The following is a 20608-nucleotide window of genomic DNA, read 5'->3' on the forward strand; positions in this document are numbered from 1 at the left end:
GTGAGCAGGGTCCGGCAGGCGCGGCCCGATGCTTATGGGGAGCATGACGCATGAGCGACGGCATTTTCATCGGCCTTGGCGCAGCTGGCACGGGCGGCGGCATTCCTCAAACGCTTAACTTGCGCCGGGCCAACCGTCATGGGCTGATCGCAGGCGCTACGGGAACCGGCAAGACGGTGACGCTGCAAGGGATCGCGGAGAGCTTCTCCGCCCGTGGTGTTCCGGTTTTCCTCGCCGACGTGAAAGGCGATTTATCAGGCATTGCAATGGCGGGATCGCCCACGGCAAAAAATGCCGACAAGCTTGTCGCCCGCGCAAAGGAGATCGGCCTGGAAGATTACAGCTACGCCGATAATCCGGCGATCTTCTGGGACCTTTACGGGGAGCAGGGTCATCCGATCCGCACTACTGTCAGTGAAATGGGACCGCTGCTCCTCGCCCGCTTGATGGGCCTCAATGAGACGCAGGAAGGCGTGCTCTCCATCGCGTTCCGATATGCCGATGAGGAGGGGCTGCTGCTGCTCGACCTTGGTGATTTGCAATCGATGCTCGCCTACTGCGCCGAGAATGCGGAAGAACTTTCCAGCCGCTATGGCAACGTCACCAAGGCAAGCGTCGGAGCGATCCAGCGCCAGTTGCTGCAACTGGATAGCCAGGGCGGTGCGCATTTCTTCGGGGAGCCCGCGCTTGATATCCACGACTTCCTGAAGGTCGACGATCAGGGACGCGGCTATGTCAACATCCTGGCCGCAGACAAGCTGATGCAGAGCCCGAAGCTGTACGCGACCTTCCTCCTTTGGCTGCTCAGCGAACTGTTCGAAACGCTTCCTGAGGTCGGCGACCCGGACAAGCCGGTTTTGGTGTTCTTCTTCGACGAGGCGCATCTGCTATTTGATGACGCTCCCAAGGCGCTGACGGACAAGATCGAGCAGGTCGTCCGGCTGATCCGTTCCAAGGGCGTGGGCATCTATTTCGTCACACAGAATCCGATAGACATTCCCGAAGAGGTGGCGGGCCAGCTTGGCAACCGCGTTCAGCACGCCTTGCGCGCCTTCACGCCGCGCGACCAGAAGGCCATCAAGGCTGCCGCCGAGACATTCCGCGTGAATCCCGATCTGGACGTGGAAATGGCGATCACCGAACTGAAGGTAGGCGAGGCCCTGGTCTCGCTGCTCCAGGAAGATGGCTCTCCCGGGATTGTTCAACGTACCCTGATCGCCCCGCCCCGTTCCCGCCTGGGTCCGGTCGACGCCAAGGAACGGGCAGTCATCCAATCCCTCTCTCCGTGTGAAGGTAAATATGACGCGCTTGTCGATCGCGAGTCTGCCGAAGAAATATTGGCGGCTCGGGGCCAAGCAGCCGCTGCGGCGTCTCAGGCTGCAAAAGCGAAGGTTGAGGCCGACAAGGCGGCCGCCATTCAGACCAAGTTGGAAGCAAAGCAGCGCGAGGCCGAGCTCAAGGAGCAGGCGAAGCGGGACGCAGCCGCTGCGCGAGAGGCCGCCAAACCGTCTGCCCTCGACCGGGCGGTCCAGTCCGCTACCCGCTCCGCCGCATCATCGGTAGGACGGCAAGTCGCCAATGAACTCGGCCGCGCGGTGTTCGGAGGATCGAGCCGCCGCTCTTCCAGCGGAGGGTTGGCGGGGCAACTTGTGCGCGGCATATTGGGCAGCCTGTTCAAATAGGGCATCGCCCCAAAGGGAGAAGCAGGATGCGTATCGGAAGCACTGCCATTTGCGCTCTGGCCTTGATTGTTGCCCTGCCTGTTGAGGCGCAGGACTATCGCGATCTGCACCGCGCAGCCGACGCTGCGATCGTCAGCGACGTCGTTCGCGACCGCCAAGCCGAACGTGACGCGAAGCGGCAGCCCTATGTCTCTCCCGTCTACGGTTCCATCCGCAGCGCCACCGCTGCACGCAACGCCTGCGCGGCAAAGGCACGTGACGAGGCAGGTGCGGGCGCGCGCATAGTGGGGCGCGTGAACACAAGGTCGATGGCGACAGGATGGGAAGTCGAAGGCGAGGTGGGCCCAGCCGGTGGCCAGCGGTCACTTCCCTTCATATGCTCCGTCCGCAACGGGTCGGTCAGCGGCATTCTGCTTGACCCCGACCGCTAGGTTCAGGGAGTGGCCAAGCAGGAGTTTTGCCGTTGCAAAAACTGCTGTTGCCATTCTCTACCCGCGCAATTGCGTATCACGGCGCAGGCAGTAAGAAAATCTCATGAAGGCGCCAACCGACTCCCGCCATCCGCTGCACTTCGGCGACTTCCGTGGCTATCTGCTGGGGCGGCTTGCGGGCGTGCTCGCTCAATATGGCATGATGACTGTCCTGGGCTGGCAAGCTTACAATGTCGCCCGGGAGAGCATGAGCACGTCGGGCGCCGCGGCTCAGCTGGGCCTCATCGGTTTGGCGCAGTTCGTGCCCCTGTTCTTTCTCACTCCCTTGACGGGTTGGGTCGCCGATCATTTCGACCGGCGCAATATCGCTCGGCTGACATTGGCCATGCTGATGGTGGCATCCGCGCTGCTGGCGTTTGCGACCTATGAAGGATGGGTAAGCCTGCCGCTGATCTTCGGGATCGCCGCCATTGTGGGTATCGCGCGGGCGTTCAATGGGCCGGCCTACAGCGCACTGGCGCCCAATCTGGTGCCGCGCGACGTGCTGCCAAACGCGATCGCCTTGTCCAGCGTCGCCTGGCAGGCAGGCATGATCATTGGCCCGGCATTGGGGGGCTATGTCTATGCGATGACGGCATGGGGCGCTTATGCTCTGGCGTCCGGCCTGTTCGCGGTCGCACTAGGCGGCATGTTGCTGATCGGTCCGGTCAAGCAGCCGCCGCGCGACACAAGCCGGCATCCTGTCCGGCAGATGCTGGACGGACTGACCTATGTGCGTTCGAACCGGCTCGTCCTTGCTACCATCACGCTCGATCTTTTCGCGGTCCTTCTGGCAGGAGCAACGGCTCTGCTGCCAATCTACGCCCGCGATATCCTGAAAGTCGGATCGGCGGGGCTCGGGCACCTCGCCGCATCGCCAGCCATTGGCGCGGGTATCGTCGCGCTCTTCTTTTCCTTCCGTCCGATGCGATCGGACGTTGGGCTGAAGATGCTCGCGGCCGTCATCATATTCGGGCTCTCAACCATCCTGTTCGGTGCTACCGCCTTCATCCCACGTAACATCGCGATGGAGATCGGCATCGGCGCATTGGTGCTGCTGGGCGCTGCGGACATGGTGTCCGTCTATGTCCGCCAGTCGCTGATCCAGCTTCACACGCCCGATGCCATGCGCGGCCGGGTGTCCAGCCTTTCCCAACTTACCATTTCAGCATCCAATGAATTGGGTGAAGCAGAGTCCGGTTTCCTCGCCGCGCTGGTGGGGCCTGTCGCCGCGGTGATCGGCGGCGGCATCGGCGCGATCGTGATCACCCTCGTCTGGGCGCGGCTTTTTCCCGAGTTGCGCCTTGCACGTACCTTTGACCCACCCGACTTACGGGAGGCCGACATCAGCCAGGAGAAGGCCAAATGAAAGCTGCCAATATTCTCGAAACTATCGGCAACACGCCGCATATCCGGGTAAGCCGCCTGTTCGCCGACGCGCCTGAAAGGGTAGAGGTCTGGATCAAGTCGGAACGTGCGAATCCGGGCGGGTCGATCAAGGACCGTATCGCGCTCGCCATGATCGAGGCTGCCGAAGCGTCAGGCGACCTGAAGCCCGGCGGCACCATTATCGAGCCGACGTCCGGCAACACCGGCGTGGGCCTGGCCATGGTCGCGGCCGTTAAGGGCTACAAACTGATCCTCGTCATGCCGGAAAGCATGTCGGTGGAGCGGCGCCGGCTGATGCTGGCTTATGGCGCCTCCTTCGACCTCACGCCGCGCGAAAAGGGCATGAAGGGCGCGATCGAGCGCGCCCTCGAGTTGATCGAGCAGACACCCGGATCGTGGATGCCGCAGCAATTTGAGAACAGCGCCAATATCGACGTGCATGTTCGTACGACGGCTCAGGAAATTGCGGCCGACTTTGCAGACAGCCCGCTTGACATATTGATCACCGGCGTCGGCACAGGCGGTCATATCACCGGCGTTGCCGAGGTGCTTAAGAAGCTTTGGCCCAGTCTGAAGGTGTATGCGGTCGAACCGACCCTATCCCCCGTCATCAGCGGTGGACAGCCCGGCCCCCATCCGATCCAGGGCATCGGCGCTGGCTTTATCCCCGCGAACCTGCACACGCAATTGCTGGACGGCGTGATTCAGGTCGATCCGGCCGATGCCAAGGAATATGCCCGCCGTGCCGCGCGTGAGGAAGGCATGCTTGTAGGCATTTCGTCCGGCGCGACCCTCGCCGCCATCGCGCAGAAGCTGAAGGAACTTGCCCCCGGCAGCCGCGTTCTGGGCTTCAATTATGACACCGGCGAGCGCTATCTGTCGGTGCCTGATTTCCTGCCCGAATAGGTCAGCGCTGGACACAGGATGATTGACGCTACCACCGGCAGCCAGCCGCATCGGGCGATGTGGCTGATCTGGCTTCTGCTGTTCGCTGGCCTCCCCGCGCTGGTGGCGCGGTGGGAGGCGCGCGCGCCTGCGGCCGAAGCCGCGCGGGTGGCGCTGGTGCAGCGAGCGAGGCTGAAGCAACCAGCGACGGCCGCTCCGGTGGTGCAGCCTGTGGAGCTTTACCAACTGGATCGTGATCAAGCGCAGGCATTCAACGCGGCCGTGCCATTTTCGCATTTGCCAAATCCGGCTGCGCGGCCTTTCCTGTTCAATGGATCGGAAAGCGATCTGGCGCGGGCGATCGACTGTCTGGCGGCCGCGCAGCTTTACGAGGCTGGAGATGATGCCGTGGGTGAGCGCGCGGTGGCGCAGGTGGTGCTGAACCGCGTGCGCCATCCCGCTTTTCCGAAAACCGTCTGCGGCGTCGTTTTTCAGGGGCAGGAGCGATCCACCGGCTGTCAGTTCACCTTCACTTGCGACGGCGCTCTGGCGCGCACGCCGAGCCCTGCCGCTTGGGAGCGGGCGCGGGAAATTGCCAGGGCGGCGCTCGCTGGCAAGGTGTTCAAGCCGGTCGGCTATGCAACCCATTATCATACCGATTGGGTTGTGCCCTATTGGAGCAGCAGCCTGGACAAGATCACGGCGGTGGGAACGCACCTCTTCTTCCGCTGGCGGGGCTGGTGGGGGACGCCGCCTGCTTTCCGGTTGGGGCGGGATAGCGTGGAGCCGGTGATCGGGCGGATCGCTCGCCTGTCGATCGCGCATCGGGAGGGAGGCAGCGAACTGCCCGGCATTCTGGTGCCGGGCGGATCCGAGCTGGCGGCTTTGACGGCCAAACCGCAGGAGGCGATTGGCGCGGGTTCGGTCGGTCAGATCATGGGCGGAGTGAGGCTGATCGCCATCGCGCCGGGAGCGAGAGCCTTTCTGGTGGAATTGGGCAAGGCGACGGCCGCCGATAGCTGGCCGGTGATGGCGCAGACTTTTTGCGCGGGGCGGCTGGAATGCCGGATCATGGCGTGGCGGGCGGGGATTGCGCCGCCGGGCTTTCCGCTGTCGGGCGATCAGCTGGAGAATATGAGCTTTGCCTATATTCACAATGCGACGACTGGATTGCAGCGGGCGTTGTGGAATTGCGGGCAAACGCCGCGGGAGAACCGGGGGGAATGCATGCGGCAGCGGGTGCCGGTGGAGCAGGTGAAAGTCCCGCCGGCGCCGCTGGAGGGCGTGCGGAAGAAGGAGCGGTTTGAGACGGTGACGATTGCGCCGCCGAATAAGGTCATGAATGAAATGGCGAATTAAAAGAGATTCCGCCGGCGATTTCCTATTTTTCCTATTTTTCCTATTTTTGCTGCCCGGATGACCCTCACCCCCATCCCCCTCTCCTTTCGGATAGCCCCTCAATTGACGGGCTATCCCCTGAGGGGCCGCACAGGAGGAGCGCGTAGTTTGGTATAGCGCGCTTATCCATCTGGACCTTGAGGGGCGCGCCATGAAACAGGAAGTCCAGCCGTTGCTGCGTTGCCCCCGGACGGGGCAGCCGCTGGAGCCGCAGGGGGACGGATGGCTCGCCTCGCCCGATGGGGCGTGCCGCTATCCGACCATCGAGGGCACCCCTTTCCTGATCGACATCGAACGATCGGTGATCGACCATTACCCGCAGAACAGCAAGACGAGCAGCCCGGTCAAACGCTCCCCCCATCAGGGGCTCACGGCCTTCGCGAAACGGCTGGTGTCGCCGGAAAAGAAATCGACGCGCGAGAATATCAAAAGGCTGGTGGCGCTGCTGGCGGACCGGAAGCGGCCCAAGGTGCTGGTAATCGGCGGAGGCACGCGCGGACAGGGGACGGAGGCGCTGTACGCGGCGCCCGATGTGGAGATCATCGCGTTCGACATCTACCTGTCCGACCGGGTCGATTTCGTCGCGGACGCGCATAATATCCCGCTACCCGACGGGTCAGTCGACGCGGTGCTGGTGCAGGCGGTGCTGGAGCATGTGCTTCAGCCCGAACAGGTGGTCCGAGAGATCTGGCGCGTGCTGGCCGATGACGGCATCGTCTATGCCGAAACCCCCTTCCTGCAACAGGTGCATGAGGGGCCCTATGACTTCACCCGCTTCACCGACAGCGGCCATCGCTACCTGTTCAGGCGGTTTGCGATGATCGACGCGGGCACATCAGGCGGGCCCGGCACCCAGCTGCTATGGTCGATCGACTATTTCGTGCGCGCGCTGTTCCGGTCCCGCACGGCGGGCAAGATCGCCAAGCTCGCCTTTTTCTGGCTGCACTATGCCGACCGGCTGATCGGCGACCGGGATTCGCTGGACACGGCTTCGGGCACCTATTTTCTTGGGCGCAAGAGCCAGGAGAGTTTGGGTCCCAGGGATATTGTGCGCTTTTACCGGGGGGCGCAGTAGCGGGAGCGCGGGGGCGGCGACGGGCCGATCCGGCAGGATGCCCGCCCGTCCCGAATTCGTGCGACAGAATGACGGGGCTGTGCTAGAAGGCGGCATCGAGCGAAAACAGCCCGCAAGCCTTCGCCTCGACCGAGAGTCCCTTGTGCTCCCGCTTGCCAGCCGGAGCATGCTCTATGGAAGACCTCAATTATCTGCTGAAATGCGAACAGATGGAGCTCCTCAAGGAGCAACATTCGATATGCGCCACATCACGGGCCGCGCATCGCGCGCGTGCGCGGGGCTATGGCCGCCGCATCCGCGAGCATCACCACCCCTACAGGTCGGGCGCGGTCAGGAGCGGGGCCGCCTTTGCCCCCTATCCCTTCGGCGGCGAAGGGCGGCATTCATGAGCCGGGTCGTCAACCTGACGGCATCGGTGGCCGAGGTCGAGCGGCTGTGCCGGACCCATGATTTCCGCATATCGACGATAGAGCCGCTGCTGTCGGGCGGCTCCAGAGTGGTGCTGCTCGACGGTCGGGAAGCGGATCAGGTGCGCGTCCTGATGAAGAAGCAGATGATCTCCGGCGACGTCAAACGCTCCCCCGCCCATGTATCCCGGCAGCCGCCGCCTTCCTACCGGACGCGATGAGGAAGCGGGTCGATCATCTGCGGAGCCAGCAACTGCTGGCTCTGCAAAGCGCAGCCGTTGCGACGTGCAGGGAAGCGCGGCTGAAGCATGATGATCTGGCCCGTGCTTATGGGAAGATCATCGGGGTGCTTGAGCGGGAGCGGTTGGCTTAGACGATCGTAGATGGCGCGAAAGGCTCGGCTCGCCTTTTTCAGACTGTCGACTATCACCTCGACGCGCGGGAGGCTGGCTTTCGGCCCTTTCGGACCGGCAGCTAGCAAGATAAGCGTTCACCTCTCGAGCTAGTTGCTCACAGTGCTATTACAAAAAGGGTGCTGCATCATCGCGTTTGACAGGTCGGCGCTGCCGCCGTCGCGCTTTGCGTGCTTATGCCCAACCTGCATGCCGTTGCGATGCATAAGCCCTGCGCAGGTTGGGCACTTTGGGGCAGATGGAAGTGCATCCGCGAGGAACGCTGCCCCCTTCGTTTCTCGCGTAAATGACCCTCCCTCCAAGGCGAGCATTGGTGGCTCATCCGAGGGTTCAATCAAAAATGCAAAATCTCTGTTATTTCTTAAGTCATCTGCTATCTCTTCTGGAGACTTTCCCTCTCTAAGTTTAGAAATGATCGTCCGATAAAGACTTATTATCCTCGGACGACTCCGGTTGCCGGTACCAAGCTGCCTTATCGCTTCTGTCATACTGCGATTCGAGAGCAGAAAGGTCTCAAAAGAGGCCCGAACGTCTGTAAATCCCAAGAAGTCACTTGTGTCCCAATCCCTCATAAGAATTACGAAGCTCAGTAGAGCCGATGGCTGGAATGTACCATTTCGACTATAGAAATATAAAACAGGATGAAGGCCCAGGGATGAAGCATGGTTAGAACACAAGCGGTATAGGATTCTTCTAACATCTGTTAGATAAGTTATAGTTCTACTTCCATCGTCATCCAATAAGAACCCTTCTTCTGATTCTTTTACCCTCTTGTTACTCGAGTCTGAAACTTGAACCTTATTGGTAATATTCACAAGATCGAAAACAAAGGGCAGGACATGCGAGCCATAACCATGACCAGCCATGGGCAGATCAAGAGTCCGGATCGGGAGCATCAAGGTCGGTTCGAATAGAAGTCGATGGATCTCACCACCAAGATCTTCTATTTGGCGCTGAGTGTCTGCTCCAAACTTTGCCCAGTAGCTATGGCCGGTTCCACCACGAAGAATTGACCTCGACGCGAGAGCGGTAGCACTTGTCCGAGCCAAAAGAATACGTTGCTCAGTGGCGTCAATTTTAGTCCCACCCTGATTTATACGGAAGAATGATTTCTCGGCTTTACCGTGGTCGGCGTTCCTGATCCACTGAACGTCGATGTTCTGCCATCCTAACCGCTGAGCACGCTCTAGAACTTCGGGACGCGCTCTATCAGGCCTTTCGTTTGCATCTTTGTGTTCTCTGTATGATCCAATGGTTGCATTGACAATCTCCCTAGCGCGCTGCGCGGCGTCAACTTGCTGCTCTGGAATAGAGTTTTGAAAGAATTTTTGACTTACTGCACCGTCACCGTAATCGTCATGAACCCATGCGATCAGAGCACTCAATCTATGCGCGCCGTCGATTACAAATACATCCTGCCCACTCCGCCATAAGATAACAGAGGGAATCAATTCGCGCCGGAGGAATGTCGATATGAGATCAGCAACCTGTTCTGCTGACCAATTGGATGTTTCGCGCTGAAAGTCAGGCTTACGTAACGCGGGATAAAGCCAACCCCTCAATTCTAGCCCAGTAACAGGCATAGAAGTTATATCTTCTCCGGGCTCGCCAGTTTCGGCCATGTCTGCCCGCTTAATGAGCGCATCCAAATTCACGAAGTTTGTTATCTTGGCCATCGCTCGCAATTCTTACCTGCCTCCAAAGGGCTAGTCATAGCTGAGCGGCGTCACAGGGAGAAGAGGCATAGCGAACCGGCCATGCTACAGGCACACCCCCCCTTCTGCGCGCAGTTTCCTTTTATGGGCTTGATCGGATGGCTGGGCCGCTGAAAGTATTTTGCCGAATGAGTGCCCAACACGTGGCACAAGGCAGCCTTAACTGAACCTCCCCAACAAAAAAGGGGCCGCCGGGCAGGCGACCCCTTTCTATCCTCTCCGCTGATGCGGGCAGGGCTTTTTATCAGTCGCCCTTGGGCTGAAGATTGACGGCTGCGTGCTTGCCGCGGCGGTCTACTTCGAGTTCGAAGTCCAGGCGGTCGCCTTCGTTGAGGGCGGACATGCCTGCGCGTTCGACGGCGCTGATGTGCACGAATGCGTCGGGCTGGCCGTCGTCGCGCTGGATGAAGCCGAAGCCCTTCATGGCGTTGAAGAACTTGACCGTGCCGCTGGCGCGTTCGCCGGTCAGCTGGCGCTGCGGGCCACGATCGCCGCCGCCGAAGCCGCCACGATCACCGCCGAAGCCGCCTGCGCGGGGTTCGCGGGGCGCACGTTCCTGAACGGGGAGCGGTTCGCCTTCGATCTTGAGATCGGTCGCCGACACCTTGCCGCCGCGATCAACCAGGGTGAAGCCCAGCTGCTGACCTTCGGCAAGGCCCGTGAGGCCCGCCTGCTCAACGGCGCTGATGTGGACGAACACGTCTTCGCCGCCGTCATCACGGACGATGAAGCCGAAGCCCTTTTGACCGTTGAAGAATTTGACTACGCCGGTGCCTTCGCCAACGACCTGCGCGGGCATGCCGCCGCCACGGCCGCCGCCGAAGCCGCCACCACCACCGCCGCCAAAGCCGCCGCCGCCGCTGCGGAAACCACCGCCGCCACCGCCGCCGCCGAAGCGGTCACCGCCGCCGAAACCACCGCGATCGCCACCGAAACCGCCGCGATCAAAACCACCGCCGAAACCGCCACGATCATTACCGCCGCCGTAAAAATTGTCGTCGCCGAAACCGTCGCGCTTATCCTTGCCGCGCCCGCCGCGGCGACCTCTATCAAAACTCATGCCCTGTTGGTCACTTTCGCTTCGCCCAGACTATACCGGATAAACATGCCGGGCGAATGACATGAAGAATCCACCGCAGATATGCGGGTTTGAGAATCACTATATCAACTTTTCAGCCATGCGCGAATGATTTTAGCCCGATTGCCGCCACAATTCGGGATTGCCCCGTAATGAGGCTTTTCGTTCACGGCCAAAAGGGTCGATTGAGTTGCCGCCGCTTTCGCCATAGAGGGGTCGAATGACCGTTCACTTTCATGAAGAGGACCTGCCCGCAGACGTCCTCGCCCCCGGCCCTGTCGCCGTCGATACCGAAACCATGGGCCTCATCACGCCGCGCGACCGCTTATGCGTCGTTCAGATCAGCGATGGACAGGGCGACGAGCATCTGGTGCGCTTCATGCCCGGCAGCGATTATGCCGCGCCCAACCTGCGCGCGGTGCTGGCGGACCGGGCGCGGTTGAAGCTCTATCATTTCGGGCGGTTCGACATCGCGGCGATCCGCCACTATCTGGGCGTAGTGGCAGCGCCCGTTTATTGCACCAAGATCGCGTCGCGGCTGATCCGCACCTATACGGACCGGCACGGATTGAAGGAACTGGTGCGCGAAATGCTGGGGCAGGAAATCAGCAAGCAGCAGCAGTCGAGCGACTGGGGCGCGCCCACCCTGTCCGACGCGCAGAAAGATTATGCGGCGTCGGACGTGCGCTACCTGCACGCGCTGAAGGCCGAACTCGACAAGCGGCTGATCCGCGAAGGGCGGATGGAACTGGCGCAGGCCTGTTTCGATTTCCTTCCTCACCGGGCGGAGCTCGACCTGGCGGGATGGCCGGAGATCGACATCTTCGCGCATATGTGAGGGACGTAACGCTTTTCCATGTCCATACAGGCCGATCAGCAACGTCATGCCAGGCGCGATTGGGCGCGGCCGGGCGGCAGCCATGACAGGCTGGTCGCGCGGCTGAAGAACTGGTTGCCGGTGTTCGTCGGCGTGCTGGCGGCCTTGCTGGTGATGGCGCCCTTTACCGGCGGCGACAAGGTGAGCTTCGTGCTCGACAAGAACAAGGTTGAGGTGGCGAAGGAGCGCATGCGGGTGAGCGAGGCGCTGTATCGTGGCGAGGACAGCAAGGGGCAGCCCTTTTCCCTGCGGGCGGGCAGCGCGGTGCAGAAAAGCTCGCGCGAGCCGATCGTGGACCTCAATGACATGTCGGCGCGCGTGCTGCTGTCCGAAGGGCCCGCCGTGCTGAACGCGCGCAAGGGGCGCTACGACATGGAGAAGGAGCGCGTCGCGGTGGACGGGCCGGTGCAGTTCGAAGCGGCGGGCGGATACAGGCTGACGACGCGGGACGTGGGCATCGACCTCAAGACCCGGCGCATGCGCAGCGCGGGCCGCGTGGACGGGCGGATACCGATCGGCACGTTCAGCGGCGACCATCTGGAAGCGGACCTGGCCGCTCGCACGGTGACGCTGAATGGCAGGGCGAGCTTGCGCATCGAACAAAATGGCATCAAAGGGCGGTAGTGATGAAGAGATCGCTGATCCTGCTGTCGAGCGCTGGCGCCCTTTGCGCGGCGATGGTCTTTGCTGGCGCCGGGGCGCAGGTGCTGAAGAATCATGACAGCAACGCGCCGGTCAACTTCACCGCAGACCGGATCGAAGTGCAGGACCGCGCCGACCGGGTGGTCGTGTCCGGCAATGTCGAAGTGACGCAGGCGGGCATGAAGCTGAACGCCGCGCGGATGACGGTGGCCTATCGCAACGGCGCGGGCAGCGGCGTGGAGGTCGATCGGATCGATGCTTCGGGCAATGTCGTCGTGACCAAGGGCAATGAGACGGCGCGCGGCAATGTGGCGATCTACGACCTTAACAGCCGCCTGATCACGATGCTGGGCAATGTGACGCTGACGCAGGGCAGCAATCGCTTGTCGGGCGGGCGGCTGGTGATCGATCTGACGAGCGGGCGGTCGACCGTGGACGGGCGGTCCTCTGGCGGCGCTCCGGGTGTATCGGGCGGATCGGGAGGCCGTGTGTCGGGCACCTTTACCGTGCCGCAGCGGAACAACTGAGCCTTTTTTCGAAAATCTTTGCGAAGGGTTGGAGGCGTGGGTTTCCGCGCGGGAAGCTGCACGGCTGCATCAATAAATATGGCATTTTGAAGGCAAAATGCTACAATGGATGTAGCGGGGTCGTCTCTCGATTCTGCGAGGTCCATCATGTCACGCTTGCTGATGGCGGCGACAGCTGCCTGTTGTTTTGTTGCGCTTTCTTCCGGTCAGCTAGCCGCCTCCGGTCCAAATCAGTGCTGGCAACCCTATGAAATCGAAGCGGCGAAAGTCCGGGATCTGCACGTGATGCTGATGCTGGGGGCTTTGCGATGCAAGGCGGTGAACAAGGAGATCGAGGCGAAATATTCCGCCTTCGTCGACAAGAAAATCGGGCTGCTGAGCAGTTACAATAATGTGCTCAAGACACGGTTCATGCGGGTCAATGGCATCGCCGAAGGGCAGCGGGTGTATGAACAGTTCAACACGAAGCTGGGCAACGGCCATTCTGGAATGGCGCAGGCGGGGAGCTATTGCCAGACGATCGAGACGCTGCTGACGCTGGCGACCGAGGCGCAGGATAAGGAACTGCCGCAACTGGCGACGAACTTTTCCGAAAGCGCGATGGGCATCGACGCGGTGTGCGAGGCGCAACCGGTGGTGACGGCGGCTGCTCCGGCGGCGTCGGCTCCGGTGGTGACGACGGCTCCAGCAACGGGGATCGGCGGGGTGACACAGGTCAATGCGCCGCATGAGGCAGTCACGGCTGCGGGGATGGCCGTCACCGCAGAGGCGACGGTCGGCCAGTCCAGGTCCGCAGCGGCGGCGCTGGAGGCGGCGGCAGTGGCGTTGCAAAACGCCGCGGCGAGCCTGAAGGCACAGGCTGCGGCTCCGGAGGCGGTGCCGGACAAGCCTGCCGCGGCGCCCGAGGCGAAGCCGGCCGTGCTGCAACCCATAACAGCGAGCGCGGCACCGGTGGGATGAGGAGCAATCGGGGGTCCCCTCCCCTGAAGCCAAGGCGCTTTCAGCTAGAGCGCGCTGCGTTTAATCGGACGCAGGTCGCGCGCTCTAGTTTTTTATTATCGCCTCGTTTTAGGCGCAAAACCGGTTCCCACTTTTGCGCACGATGCTCTAGCCCTCAGGGCCGTCGATCCCAATTTCGCAGCATGACCTTGCCGTCCGCAGCGATGGTGAGTTCGCCGAAGGCCCCCGTGCGCAGCTTGAGCGACGCGGGTGAGAGGCCGAGCGCGATCAGGGCGAAGCGGGCCGCGCCGTTGCTGGTGACGAGAAGGTCCGTCCCCTCCCCCCCTTGCGCGAAATAGCTTTGCCAGGCGGCGATGCGGGAGGGCGCGTTGACGATCCATCCAGGGGGCGGAAGGGCCTGCTCGTCCCATGCGCCAAGCGCCTGCGCGCCGATGCGGGCAAGGACTTCAGCTTCCGGGCGGCCTTCGTCCGGGCCATGGTCGATTTCGTCGAGCCAGGAGAGCGTGCCGGTTACGGGCTGGTCGAGAGCGGCGGCGATGCGGCTTGCGGTCTCGCGGGCGCGGCTGAGCGGGCCGCTCTGGATGCGGGACGAGGCGAGGCCTTGCGCGGCGAACCATTGGCCGAGGCGGTCGGCCTGGGCGCGGCCGCTTTCGACGAGCGGCAGGTCGGTGCGCGCGCCGATGCGGCAGGCGGCGGCGCTGCTTTCGAAGGTGTTGCCATGGCGAATAATGAAGATGCGCCGCATGGGGTCAGAGTGGCGTAGGGTCGCCATAGGTGGCGATGAGGGCCTCTACGCGCTGGATGTCGGCTTCGGTGTCGATGCCGGAACTGTCGAAGATCGGCGGATCGATAGCGACGGTGGTGACCGGGATGCCGAGTTCTAGGAGGCGAAGCTGCTCCAGCCCCTCCAGCTGCTCAAGCGCGGTGGGGGACGCAGCCTCGAAACGGGTGAGCGCGTCCAATGTGTAGCCATAGAGGCCGACATGGCGCCAGACCGGGGAGAGCCGCTGGGTGACGCGCAGCGCCTGCTCATCGCGGATGGCGGGGATGATGGTCTTCGAGAACCAGAGCGCGCGGCCATCGGGAGCGCGGGCGCAGGTGGTGCCGCTGAACGGCGAGCGCAGCTTGTGATCGCGGAGCGCGTCGAGCGCGCTCCAGTCGAGGGCGATGACGGGGGTCGCGACTTCAGCGCCCGAATGAAGGGCGGCGATGACGGCGCGCAGCGCCCCTTGTGGCTGGAAGGGGGAATCGCCCTGCAGATTGACGACAAAATGCGGGGATTCCGGACGCTGGAGCGCGGCGGCGAGCGCTCGGCCGGAGCCGGTCGCGATGGCGCTCTCCGTCATGGCTGCGGCACAGCCAACAGCATTGGCGTGATCGGCGATTTCGCTGTCGTCGGTCGCCACGACCAGCTCAGCGTCCGCAGCGCCCGCGATGGCGGCGCGGGCCATGGCGATGGTCCGGTGCAGCAGCGTGCGACCGGCGATCAGGCGCAGGGGCTTGCGCGGTAAACGGGACGATCCCGCCCGCGCCGGAATGACGATGAGGCTGTTCAGGCGACCCCGGCGTGCAACAAGTCGTGCATATGGACCGCACCCATCAACCGCCCGCCTTCGCAGACGAAGAGCAGGGTGATGTTGTGCATGTGCATGAGCCGCAGCGCTTCGGATGCCAGTTCGTCGGGACCGACCGACAGCGGCGGCACGGTCATGAACTGGCCGACCGCTTCGGTCAGTTGCCGCGTACCGGTGAGCGTGCGCCGCAGATCACCATCGGTGAAAGCGCCGATCAGTTCGCCGCTGCTGTTGACGATCGCCGTGCCGCCAAGACGCGCGCGGGTCATTTCGATGGTGGCGTCGAGCAGCGAGGCGTCTTCGGGCACACGGGGCACATTGTCGCCGGAGGCCATGAGGTCCCGTACCTTCAGCAGTTGCGCGCCAAGACGGCCATTAGGATGGAATTTGTGGAAGTCGTCGGCGGAGAAACCGCGCATTTCCATGAGCGCGATGGCCAGCGCATCACCGAACGCCATCTGGACCGTGGTGGAGGTCGTGGGCGCCAGTTCGTTGGGGCAAGCTTCGCGCACGGCAGGCAGGAGCACGCACACGTCCGATGCCGTCGCGACGGTGCTTTGCGCACGTGCGGTGAGGCCAAGCAGAGGTATGCCGAAGCGCTTGCAGTACTGGATGATGGGGCCGAGTTCGCTGGATTCGCCCGAGTGAGACAGCATGAGCACGATGTCGTCAGGCGTCACCATGCCAAGGTCGCCATGGCCCGCGTCGGCCGGGTGCATGAACAGCGCGGGCGTGCCCGTGGAAGTCAAGGTCGCGGTCATCTTGCGCGCGACGATCCCGCTCTTGCCCATGCCGGTGACGATCAGGCGGCCCCGCACGCTCATGATCATGCTGACGACGCGGAGGAATATCGCGGAAAAATCCCGGTCGGCGAACTTCGCTTCCAGCGCGTTCAAGCCATGGGACGCGACAGACAAGGTCCTGCAGGCTGTTTCCACAATCCGGCTGCCAGAACCAAAAGGCACAATTTTCGTTACTGTCGACACAAGTTCGCCCTTTTTTCCATGACGTCCAGCCAGGTTTTCCTGATCCGTGCAGCATGGCAGCAGCCGCCCTATCAGCGTACTGCCCTCCAATTCATTAGCGACCCATCCGGCTGCAAGCCGGCCCGGCGAAGCAGATAGGATAGTTGACAGCTGAATGGCAATTTAATTTGCCAACAGGTGCGAAAATTTGCGCGCCTTTATTGCCACATGCGGCACAAATCGATGCTTCTTTGTAGGTAGCTGGAACTTTACGCCAGGCCGCGCGTATTGCGGCGAATTTTCGCCCGCTTCAGCTTGCGTGATAGTCGCGATACCAGGACACGAAGCGCGGCACGCCCACTTCTATGCCGGTCGTCGGCGCAAAGCCGATATCCTCCGCGATCGCGCTGATGTCGGCAAAGGTCGCGGCAACATCGCCGGGTTGCATGGGCTGGAAATCGATCTCCGCCTTGCGCCCGATCGCCTGTTCCAGCACCGAGATGAGGTGCATCAATTCTTCGGGCCGGTTGTTGCCGATATTGTAGAGCCGATGGGGCGAACGGCTGCCCCCTGCCTTGGGAGCGCCGTCGTCGACCGGGGCATGGTCGAGGCAGCCGATCACGCCGCTGACGATATCGTCGATATAGGTAAAGTCGCGCTGCATGCGGCCGTGATTGAAGACCGGGATGGGATCGCCCGCGAGGATCTTCTTCGTGAAGATCCACATCGCCATGTCAGGCCGCCCCCAGGGGCCATAGACGGTGAAGAAGCGCAGGCCGGTCATCGGTATGCGGAAGAGGTGGGCGTAGGTCTCGCTCATCAATTCGTCGGCGCGCTTGGTGGCGGCATAGAGCGATACGGGATGATCGGCGCGGTCCTCGACGCGGAAGGGCAGGCTGTCATTGCCGCCATAGACGGACGAGGAGGACGCATAGACGAGGTGCCGCACCCGCCTTTCGCGCGCCAGTTCCAGCATGTTCACATGACCGGCAAGGTTGGAGCGCACATAGGCATGCGGGTTGATGAGCGAATAGCGAACCCCCGCCTGCGCGCCCAGATGGATGATCGCCTCCACCGTCTGATCGGCAAGCGCGCGGTTCAGCGCATCCAGATCGGCAAAGTCGAGTTCGGCGAAGGTGAACAGCTTGCCATGCCGCTGTTGCAGCGCGGCGATCCGGTCGCGCTTCAACGAGACCTGATAATAGTCGTTCATATTGTCGATGCCGATCACCGCCCGTCCGGCGGCAAGAAGCTGATCAGCGACGGCCATGCCGATGAAGCCCGCGGCCCCCGTGACGAGGATGGTCATGCGGCCACCATGGAGCGTGACTGGATTGAGGAGGTCGCCATGGGATTGTCTTTCAGCCGTCGAAGGTTAGCCGCCTGTAAACAGACAATCCGGCGGGCGATGTAAAGGGCTTTCCCCCAAAGAGGCGGCCTGCTGCCCCAAATGAGGCAGTTTAGTCTTTCCCTAATCATTGAAGATTATGCGCTTGTGTCATGGACATGGCATCGCATCCCCTGCCCAGCGGCACCCGTGCCTATGGCCCAGCCCAGCGCGCGCGCTGGACCGCATTGGCGGCGGAGGCGGCGGAAGCCAACGCCTTTTACGCGCCCGACATGCTGTGCGCCGCGCTGGATCATCTGGCGGGGACGCCAGGCGTGCGCATCATCGAGGCGCAGGCGGGAGGGGAACTGATCGGATTGTTGCCGGTGACGGTGGCTGCCCGCCACGGCCGCCTGCCGCTTTCCTGCGTCACCAACTGGATGCATGAGCATTGTTTCTTTGGCGCGCCGCTGATCCGGCGGGGTGCGGAGATGGCGGCCTGGCGCGGGTTGCTCACGCAGTTGGATGATGCACATTGGGCGGCGGGATTCCTGTACCTTCGGGGACTGGATGCGGCGGGCGCCAATGCGGCGGCGCTGGAGGCCTTGTGCGTCGAGCAGCGGCGTGGACGGCGCGAGGTGCATCGCTATGACCGCGCCATGCTCCGGTCCGATCTGGATGCAGACGCCTATTGGGAAAGTCACGTGCGCGCGAAGAAGCGCAAGGAGATCAGGCGGCTGCAGAAACGGCTGGCAGACGTTGGCGCGGTGGAGCAGCGTCTGTTGGTGGACAGGGCCGAACTGCCGCACTGGTGCGCCGATTTCCTGGCGCTGGAGGCTTCGGGATGGAAGGGGCGCGAAGGGTCGGCGCTTGCCTGCTCACCACGCGACGCAGCCTTTTTCCGGGCGGCCTGCGCGGCGGCTTTCGACGCGGGGCTGCTGCATTTCCTGCGCATCGACCTTGATGGACGGCCGATCGCGATGCTGGCGAATTTCCGTCACGGCGATGGCGCCTTTTCCTTCAAGATCGCCTTTGACGAGGAAATGGGCCGCTTTTCGCCTGGCGTGCTGATCGAGCTGGCGAACCTGCATGCGGTGCAAGGCGATCCGGCGATCGGCTGGATGGACAGCTGCGCTGCGCCCGACCATCCGATGATCGACAGCCTGTGGGCCGAGCGGCGGACGATCGTGCAATATCGCGTGGCGCTGCATGGCCGTGGCGTCGGCCGGATGGGGCGCGCGGCGGCCTTCGCGATCGCCAATGGCATAGAGGCGATTGCGAGCCATATGAAAGGACAGGGATGACCCGTCACTCAGCCATCAGCGCGCAGATTTTCGATGAGGACGCGCAGCGGATATTCGCGGGAGCCTATCCGGATGCGCCGGTGAAGCTGCATCATGGGCTTGCCGGGCATCCGCTGCTGGCGATCGAGGCGCTGGCGGGGCTTGCCGAGCGGATGCCGGCGGCGTCGGTCGAATATAATCTGGGCAAGCTGCCGCTGGGCGTCCGGCCGGAGGATACGCCTGCCAATGGGCTCAGCCTGGGCGAGACGATCCGGACGATCGAAAGCAATGGCAGCTGGGCGGTCTTGAAGAATGTCGAGCGGGATGCGGCCTATGGCGCTCTGCTGGACGCGGCGCTGGCGGAGCTCGCGCCGATCGTTGATGCGCGGACGGGGGCGATGCTGAATCGGGAAGCCTTCATATTCCTGTCATCGCCGGGCAGCGTGACGCCGTTCCACATGGACCCGGAGCATAATATCCTGCTCCAGATCATGGGCGAGAAGGTCATGACCGTCTTTCCGGCGGGGGACGAGGAGTTGGTGCCTGCGATGCAGAGCGAGGCTTTTCATGCGGGCGGGCATCGCAACCTTCATTGGCAGGAGCATTTTCGTGGGCGGGGGACGGCAGTGAGACTGCTACCCGGCGACGCGATCCATGTGCCGGTGAAGGCGCCGCATTTCGTGGAAAATGGCGCAGGCGTGTCGGTCAGCCTGTCGGTGACCTGGCGGTCTGAGCGGAGCGTTGCCGAGAGCGAGCTTCACGGGCTGAACGCGCTGCTGCGGCGGCGGGGATTGCCGGTGGGGCGGATCGGCACTGCGCCGGAGCGGCAGGGCGCGCGGCGGATCGCCTATCGGATCATGCGGAAGCTGGGCGTTTAAGCACCCGGCGGAGCAGCGCTTCGGCTTCAAGGGCAGGTGAGAAGCGTTCCAATATCCACCATTCCAGCGCCTCTTCGCGGGTGGCGAGGCTTTGCTTGTAACGGTCCTTGCCTGCGAGGAGCGAATAGAGGCTGAGGCCCTTGCCCGCATAATGGGCGACGGCGGCGGAGTGGCAGAGCAGGCCAGGCTTGTCCTTGGCCGTGCGCGGGGCGGCAAAGGCGGACTGATAATTCATCGCCTGGCCGCGATGGATGAAATTGACCAGGAAGCCGACGGCGCCGCCTTCGTCGCTGAAGCGGAGCAGTTCGACCTCGCCGGTTAAAATGCCCTTTTGCGTGAGGGTCAGGAGGAAGCGACGGAAGGCTGGGTCTGCCCAGGCATTGTCCGCGTGGCGGCCGTCGTTCAAGGCGCGCATGTCATCCAGCCATGTGGCGGCTTCGTCTGGGGCGGCGGCGGTGACGGTGGGCAGGCCGCCATGATCCTTCATCGCGCGGCGAATCTGGCTGCGGGTGTTGGCGCTGAGGAGCGAGAGATAGCCGCTATTCGCGGCGCGGACGGCGGCGAGATCAATCTGGTAGACGGGCGAACTGTCGACGCGGGTGGCGCGGCGAATGGGCAGGCTGAGCAAGGGTGAGCCGGGGGCAATGCCGCTGAGGCGAAGGGCGCGCCAGTCGGTGCGGCGCTGGAGAGCGGCGTGGAACGCTTGGGCCGACTGCGTCTCCGCACCGCGCCGAGCGAGCAGGCCATTATATTCGACATAGGGCCGATCGGCGGCCGGATCGCCCGACTGGTTGAGAGAGAGGGTGGCGCAGCGGCCGAGCAGGCGCGGCTGCAGTGCATGGCCGGTGAGTGCGAGCGCGATGTCCCTGCCCCCCTCATCGGTGACGCACAGCAGGTCGGGGCGGACGCCGTAGCTTTCGAGCCAGCTGCTGGTCCAGGTCCAGCCGAGGAAGAAGGAGGCGTCCGATGCCGCCTCAAGCGCCTGCCAGCGGGGAGCGAGCGCGGCGAGATCGGGCAAGGGGGAGAAGTGGGCGGAAAGAGCCATCGCCGCCCTTGTGACAGA

22 protein-coding genes are annotated in these 20608 nt (G+C 62.9%); 15 read left to right on the forward strand and 7 right to left on the reverse strand.

Annotated elements, in window-relative coordinates; genetic code table 11:
* Positions 1 to 50 precede the first annotated feature (50 nt).
* From SPHS8_RS10905 to SPHS8_RS10945, 9 genes are all read left to right on the forward strand, one after another.
* The gene (locus SPHS8_RS10905; protein ID WP_201515554.1) at positions 51 to 1682 is read left to right on the forward strand and encodes a helicase HerA-like domain-containing protein; all 1632 of its coding nucleotides are present in this window, start codon (positions 51 to 53) and stop codon (positions 1680 to 1682) included.
* Between the two features lie 26 nt (positions 1683 to 1708).
* Positions 1709 to 2113 carry a hypothetical protein gene (locus tag SPHS8_RS10910; RefSeq protein WP_236575095.1) on the forward strand — a complete coding sequence of 135 codons (405 nt, stop codon included), beginning with the start codon at positions 1709 to 1711 and terminating at the stop codon, positions 2111 to 2113.
* Between the two features lie 103 nt (positions 2114 to 2216).
* Positions 2217 to 3521 carry an MFS transporter gene (locus tag SPHS8_RS10915; protein ID WP_201515555.1) on the forward strand — a complete coding sequence of 435 codons (1305 nt, stop codon included), beginning with the start codon at positions 2217 to 2219 and terminating at the stop codon, positions 3519 to 3521.
* Positions 3518 to 4447 carry a cysteine synthase A gene (gene cysK, locus SPHS8_RS10920; protein ID WP_201515556.1) on the forward strand — a complete coding sequence of 310 codons (930 nt, stop codon included), beginning with the start codon at positions 3518 to 3520 and terminating at the stop codon, positions 4445 to 4447. Before SPHS8_RS10915 ends, cysK begins: the two co-directional genes overlap by 4 nt.
* Positions 4448 to 4465: 18 nt before the next feature.
* Complete coding sequence (locus SPHS8_RS10925) at positions 4466 to 5785, forward strand: cell wall hydrolase (RefSeq protein WP_201515557.1); 1320 nt, start codon at positions 4466 to 4468, stop codon at positions 5783 to 5785.
* 190 nt (positions 5786 to 5975) lie between these two features.
* Entirely contained in the window at positions 5976 to 6899 is a 924-nt protein-coding gene (locus SPHS8_RS10930) for a class I SAM-dependent methyltransferase (RefSeq protein ID WP_201515558.1), read from the forward strand.
* A gap of 173 nt (positions 6900 to 7072) precedes the next feature.
* Positions 7073 to 7288 (forward strand): hypothetical protein, encoded by a 216-nt coding sequence (locus SPHS8_RS10935; protein WP_201515559.1) that lies wholly within the window; start codon positions 7073 to 7075, stop codon positions 7286 to 7288.
* Positions 7285 to 7527: a hypothetical protein gene (locus SPHS8_RS10940; RefSeq protein WP_097092289.1), complete on the forward strand. Its 243-nt coding sequence runs from the start codon at positions 7285 to 7287 to the stop codon at positions 7525 to 7527. The genes SPHS8_RS10935 and SPHS8_RS10940 overlap by 4 nt, the downstream gene beginning before the upstream one ends.
* Positions 7524 to 7679, forward strand: coding sequence for a hypothetical protein (locus tag SPHS8_RS10945; protein ID WP_201515560.1), 156 nt, complete (start codon positions 7524 to 7526; stop codon positions 7677 to 7679). The genes SPHS8_RS10940 and SPHS8_RS10945 overlap by 4 nt, the downstream gene beginning before the upstream one ends.
* Positions 7680 to 7808: 129 nt before the next feature.
* Here the strand turns inward: SPHS8_RS10945 and SPHS8_RS10950 are convergent, their stop codons facing one another.
* On the reverse strand, positions 7809 to 9395 hold the full coding sequence (locus SPHS8_RS10950) for a DUF262 domain-containing protein (protein WP_201515561.1): 1587 nt from the start codon (positions 9393 to 9395) through the stop codon (positions 7809 to 7811).
* Between the two features lie 283 nt (positions 9396 to 9678).
* Positions 9679 to 10494, reverse strand: coding sequence for a cold-shock protein (locus SPHS8_RS20630; RefSeq protein WP_201515562.1), 816 nt, complete (start codon positions 10492 to 10494; stop codon positions 9679 to 9681).
* A 238-nt stretch (positions 10495 to 10732) separates the two neighbouring features.
* Between SPHS8_RS20630 and SPHS8_RS10960 the strand changes: the two genes are divergently transcribed.
* The 4 genes from SPHS8_RS10960 to SPHS8_RS10975 all read left to right on the forward strand — a co-directional run bounded on the left by SPHS8_RS10960 (position 10733) and on the right by SPHS8_RS10975 (position 13518).
* Entirely contained in the window at positions 10733 to 11350 is a 618-nt protein-coding gene (locus SPHS8_RS10960) for a ribonuclease D (RefSeq protein WP_201515563.1), read from the forward strand.
* 18 nt (positions 11351 to 11368) lie between these two features.
* A complete protein-coding gene (locus SPHS8_RS10965) occupies positions 11369 to 12013 on the forward strand; it encodes an LPS export ABC transporter periplasmic protein LptC (protein ID WP_201515564.1) in 645 nt (214 codons plus the stop codon).
* 2 nt (positions 12014 to 12015) lie between these two features.
* Positions 12016 to 12558: an LptA/OstA family protein gene (locus SPHS8_RS10970; RefSeq protein WP_097092294.1), complete on the forward strand. Its 543-nt coding sequence runs from the start codon at positions 12016 to 12018 to the stop codon at positions 12556 to 12558.
* Between the two features lie 285 nt (positions 12559 to 12843).
* Entirely contained in the window at positions 12844 to 13518 is a 675-nt protein-coding gene (locus SPHS8_RS10975) for a hypothetical protein (protein ID WP_236575138.1), read from the forward strand.
* 154 nt (positions 13519 to 13672) lie between these two features.
* Here SPHS8_RS10975 and SPHS8_RS10980 read toward each other — a convergent pair whose 3' ends face one another.
* The 4 genes from SPHS8_RS10980 to SPHS8_RS10995 form a co-directional block, all read right to left on the reverse strand.
* The gene (locus SPHS8_RS10980) at positions 13673 to 14263 is read right to left on the reverse strand and encodes a histidine phosphatase family protein (protein WP_201515566.1); all 591 of its coding nucleotides are present in this window, start codon (positions 14261 to 14263) and stop codon (positions 13673 to 13675) included.
* A 4-nt stretch (positions 14264 to 14267) separates the two neighbouring features.
* A complete protein-coding gene (gene kdsB, locus SPHS8_RS10985; protein WP_443018580.1) occupies positions 14268 to 15062 on the reverse strand; it encodes a 3-deoxy-manno-octulosonate cytidylyltransferase in 795 nt (264 codons plus the stop codon).
* A gap of 8 nt (positions 15063 to 15070) precedes the next feature.
* A complete protein-coding gene (locus SPHS8_RS10990) occupies positions 15071 to 16078 on the reverse strand; it encodes a KpsF/GutQ family sugar-phosphate isomerase (protein WP_097092889.1) in 1008 nt (335 codons plus the stop codon).
* Positions 16079 to 16367: 289 nt separating this feature from the next.
* Entirely contained in the window at positions 16368 to 17366 is a 999-nt protein-coding gene (locus SPHS8_RS10995) for an NAD-dependent epimerase/dehydratase family protein (protein WP_201515567.1), read from the reverse strand.
* 191 nt (positions 17367 to 17557) lie between these two features.
* Here SPHS8_RS10995 and SPHS8_RS11000 point away from each other — a divergent pair, with 191 nt between their 5' ends.
* On the forward strand, positions 17558 to 18688 hold the full coding sequence (locus SPHS8_RS11000) for a GNAT family N-acetyltransferase (protein ID WP_201515568.1): 1131 nt from the start codon (positions 17558 to 17560) through the stop codon (positions 18686 to 18688).
* A complete protein-coding gene (locus SPHS8_RS11005) occupies positions 18685 to 19545 on the forward strand; it encodes a cupin-like domain-containing protein (RefSeq protein WP_201515569.1) in 861 nt (286 codons plus the stop codon). The genes SPHS8_RS11000 and SPHS8_RS11005 overlap by 4 nt, the downstream gene beginning before the upstream one ends.
* Here the strand turns inward: SPHS8_RS11005 and SPHS8_RS11010 are convergent.
* Positions 19523 to 20590, reverse strand: a complete 1068-nt coding sequence (locus tag SPHS8_RS11010; RefSeq protein ID WP_201515570.1) for a GNAT family N-acetyltransferase — start codon at positions 20588 to 20590, stop codon at positions 19523 to 19525. The genes SPHS8_RS11005 and SPHS8_RS11010 overlap by 23 nt on opposite strands.
* Positions 20591 to 20608: the final 18 nt, after the last annotated feature.

The organism is Sphingobium sp. S6, assembly GCF_905120495.1.
Classification (GTDB): domain Bacteria; phylum Pseudomonadota; class Alphaproteobacteria; order Sphingomonadales; family Sphingomonadaceae; genus Sphingobium; species Sphingobium agri.

Bases quoted from the DNA above. Each gene is read 5' to 3' on its own strand.
- SPHS8_RS10905 (WP_201515554.1), top strand. From the start codon at position 51: ATGAGCGACGGCATTTTCATCGGCCTTGGCGCAGCTGGCACGGGCGGC.
- SPHS8_RS10910 (WP_236575095.1), top strand. From the start codon at position 1,709: ATGCGTATCGGAAGCACTGCCATTTGCGCTCTGGCCTTGATTGTTGCC.
- SPHS8_RS10915 (WP_201515555.1), top strand. From the start codon at position 2,217: ATGAAGGCGCCAACCGACTCCCGCCATCCGCTGCACTTCGGCGACTTC.
- cysK (WP_201515556.1), top strand. From the start codon at position 3,518: ATGAAAGCTGCCAATATTCTCGAAACTATCGGCAACACGCCGCATATC.
- SPHS8_RS10925 (WP_201515557.1), top strand. From the start codon at position 4,466: ATGATTGACGCTACCACCGGCAGCCAGCCGCATCGGGCGATGTGGCTG.
- SPHS8_RS10930 (WP_201515558.1), top strand. From the start codon at position 5,976: ATGAAACAGGAAGTCCAGCCGTTGCTGCGTTGCCCCCGGACGGGGCAG.
- SPHS8_RS10935 (WP_201515559.1), top strand. From the start codon at position 7,073: ATGGAAGACCTCAATTATCTGCTGAAATGCGAACAGATGGAGCTCCTC.
- SPHS8_RS10940 (WP_097092289.1), top strand. From the start codon at position 7,285: ATGAGCCGGGTCGTCAACCTGACGGCATCGGTGGCCGAGGTCGAGCGG.
- SPHS8_RS10945 (WP_201515560.1), top strand. From the start codon at position 7,524: ATGAGGAAGCGGGTCGATCATCTGCGGAGCCAGCAACTGCTGGCTCTG.
- SPHS8_RS10950 (WP_201515561.1), bottom strand. From the start codon at position 9,395: ATGGCCAAGATAACAAACTTCGTGAATTTGGATGCGCTCATTAAGCGG.
- SPHS8_RS20630 (WP_201515562.1), bottom strand. From the start codon at position 10,494: ATGAGTTTTGATAGAGGTCGCCGCGGCGGGCGCGGCAAGGATAAGCGC.
- SPHS8_RS10960 (WP_201515563.1), top strand. From the start codon at position 10,733: ATGACCGTTCACTTTCATGAAGAGGACCTGCCCGCAGACGTCCTCGCC.
- SPHS8_RS10965 (WP_201515564.1), top strand. From the start codon at position 11,369: ATGTCCATACAGGCCGATCAGCAACGTCATGCCAGGCGCGATTGGGCG.
- SPHS8_RS10970 (WP_097092294.1), top strand. From the start codon at position 12,016: ATGAAGAGATCGCTGATCCTGCTGTCGAGCGCTGGCGCCCTTTGCGCG.
- SPHS8_RS10975 (WP_236575138.1), top strand. From the start codon at position 12,844: ATGCTGATGCTGGGGGCTTTGCGATGCAAGGCGGTGAACAAGGAGATC.
- SPHS8_RS10980 (WP_201515566.1), bottom strand. From the start codon at position 14,263: ATGCGGCGCATCTTCATTATTCGCCATGGCAACACCTTCGAAAGCAGC.
- SPHS8_RS10995 (WP_201515567.1), bottom strand. From the start codon at position 17,366: ATGACCATCCTCGTCACGGGGGCCGCGGGCTTCATCGGCATGGCCGTC.
- SPHS8_RS11000 (WP_201515568.1), top strand. From the start codon at position 17,558: ATGGACATGGCATCGCATCCCCTGCCCAGCGGCACCCGTGCCTATGGC.
- SPHS8_RS11005 (WP_201515569.1), top strand. From the start codon at position 18,685: ATGACCCGTCACTCAGCCATCAGCGCGCAGATTTTCGATGAGGACGCG.
- SPHS8_RS11010 (WP_201515570.1), bottom strand. From the start codon at position 20,590: ATGGCTCTTTCCGCCCACTTCTCCCCCTTGCCCGATCTCGCCGCGCTC.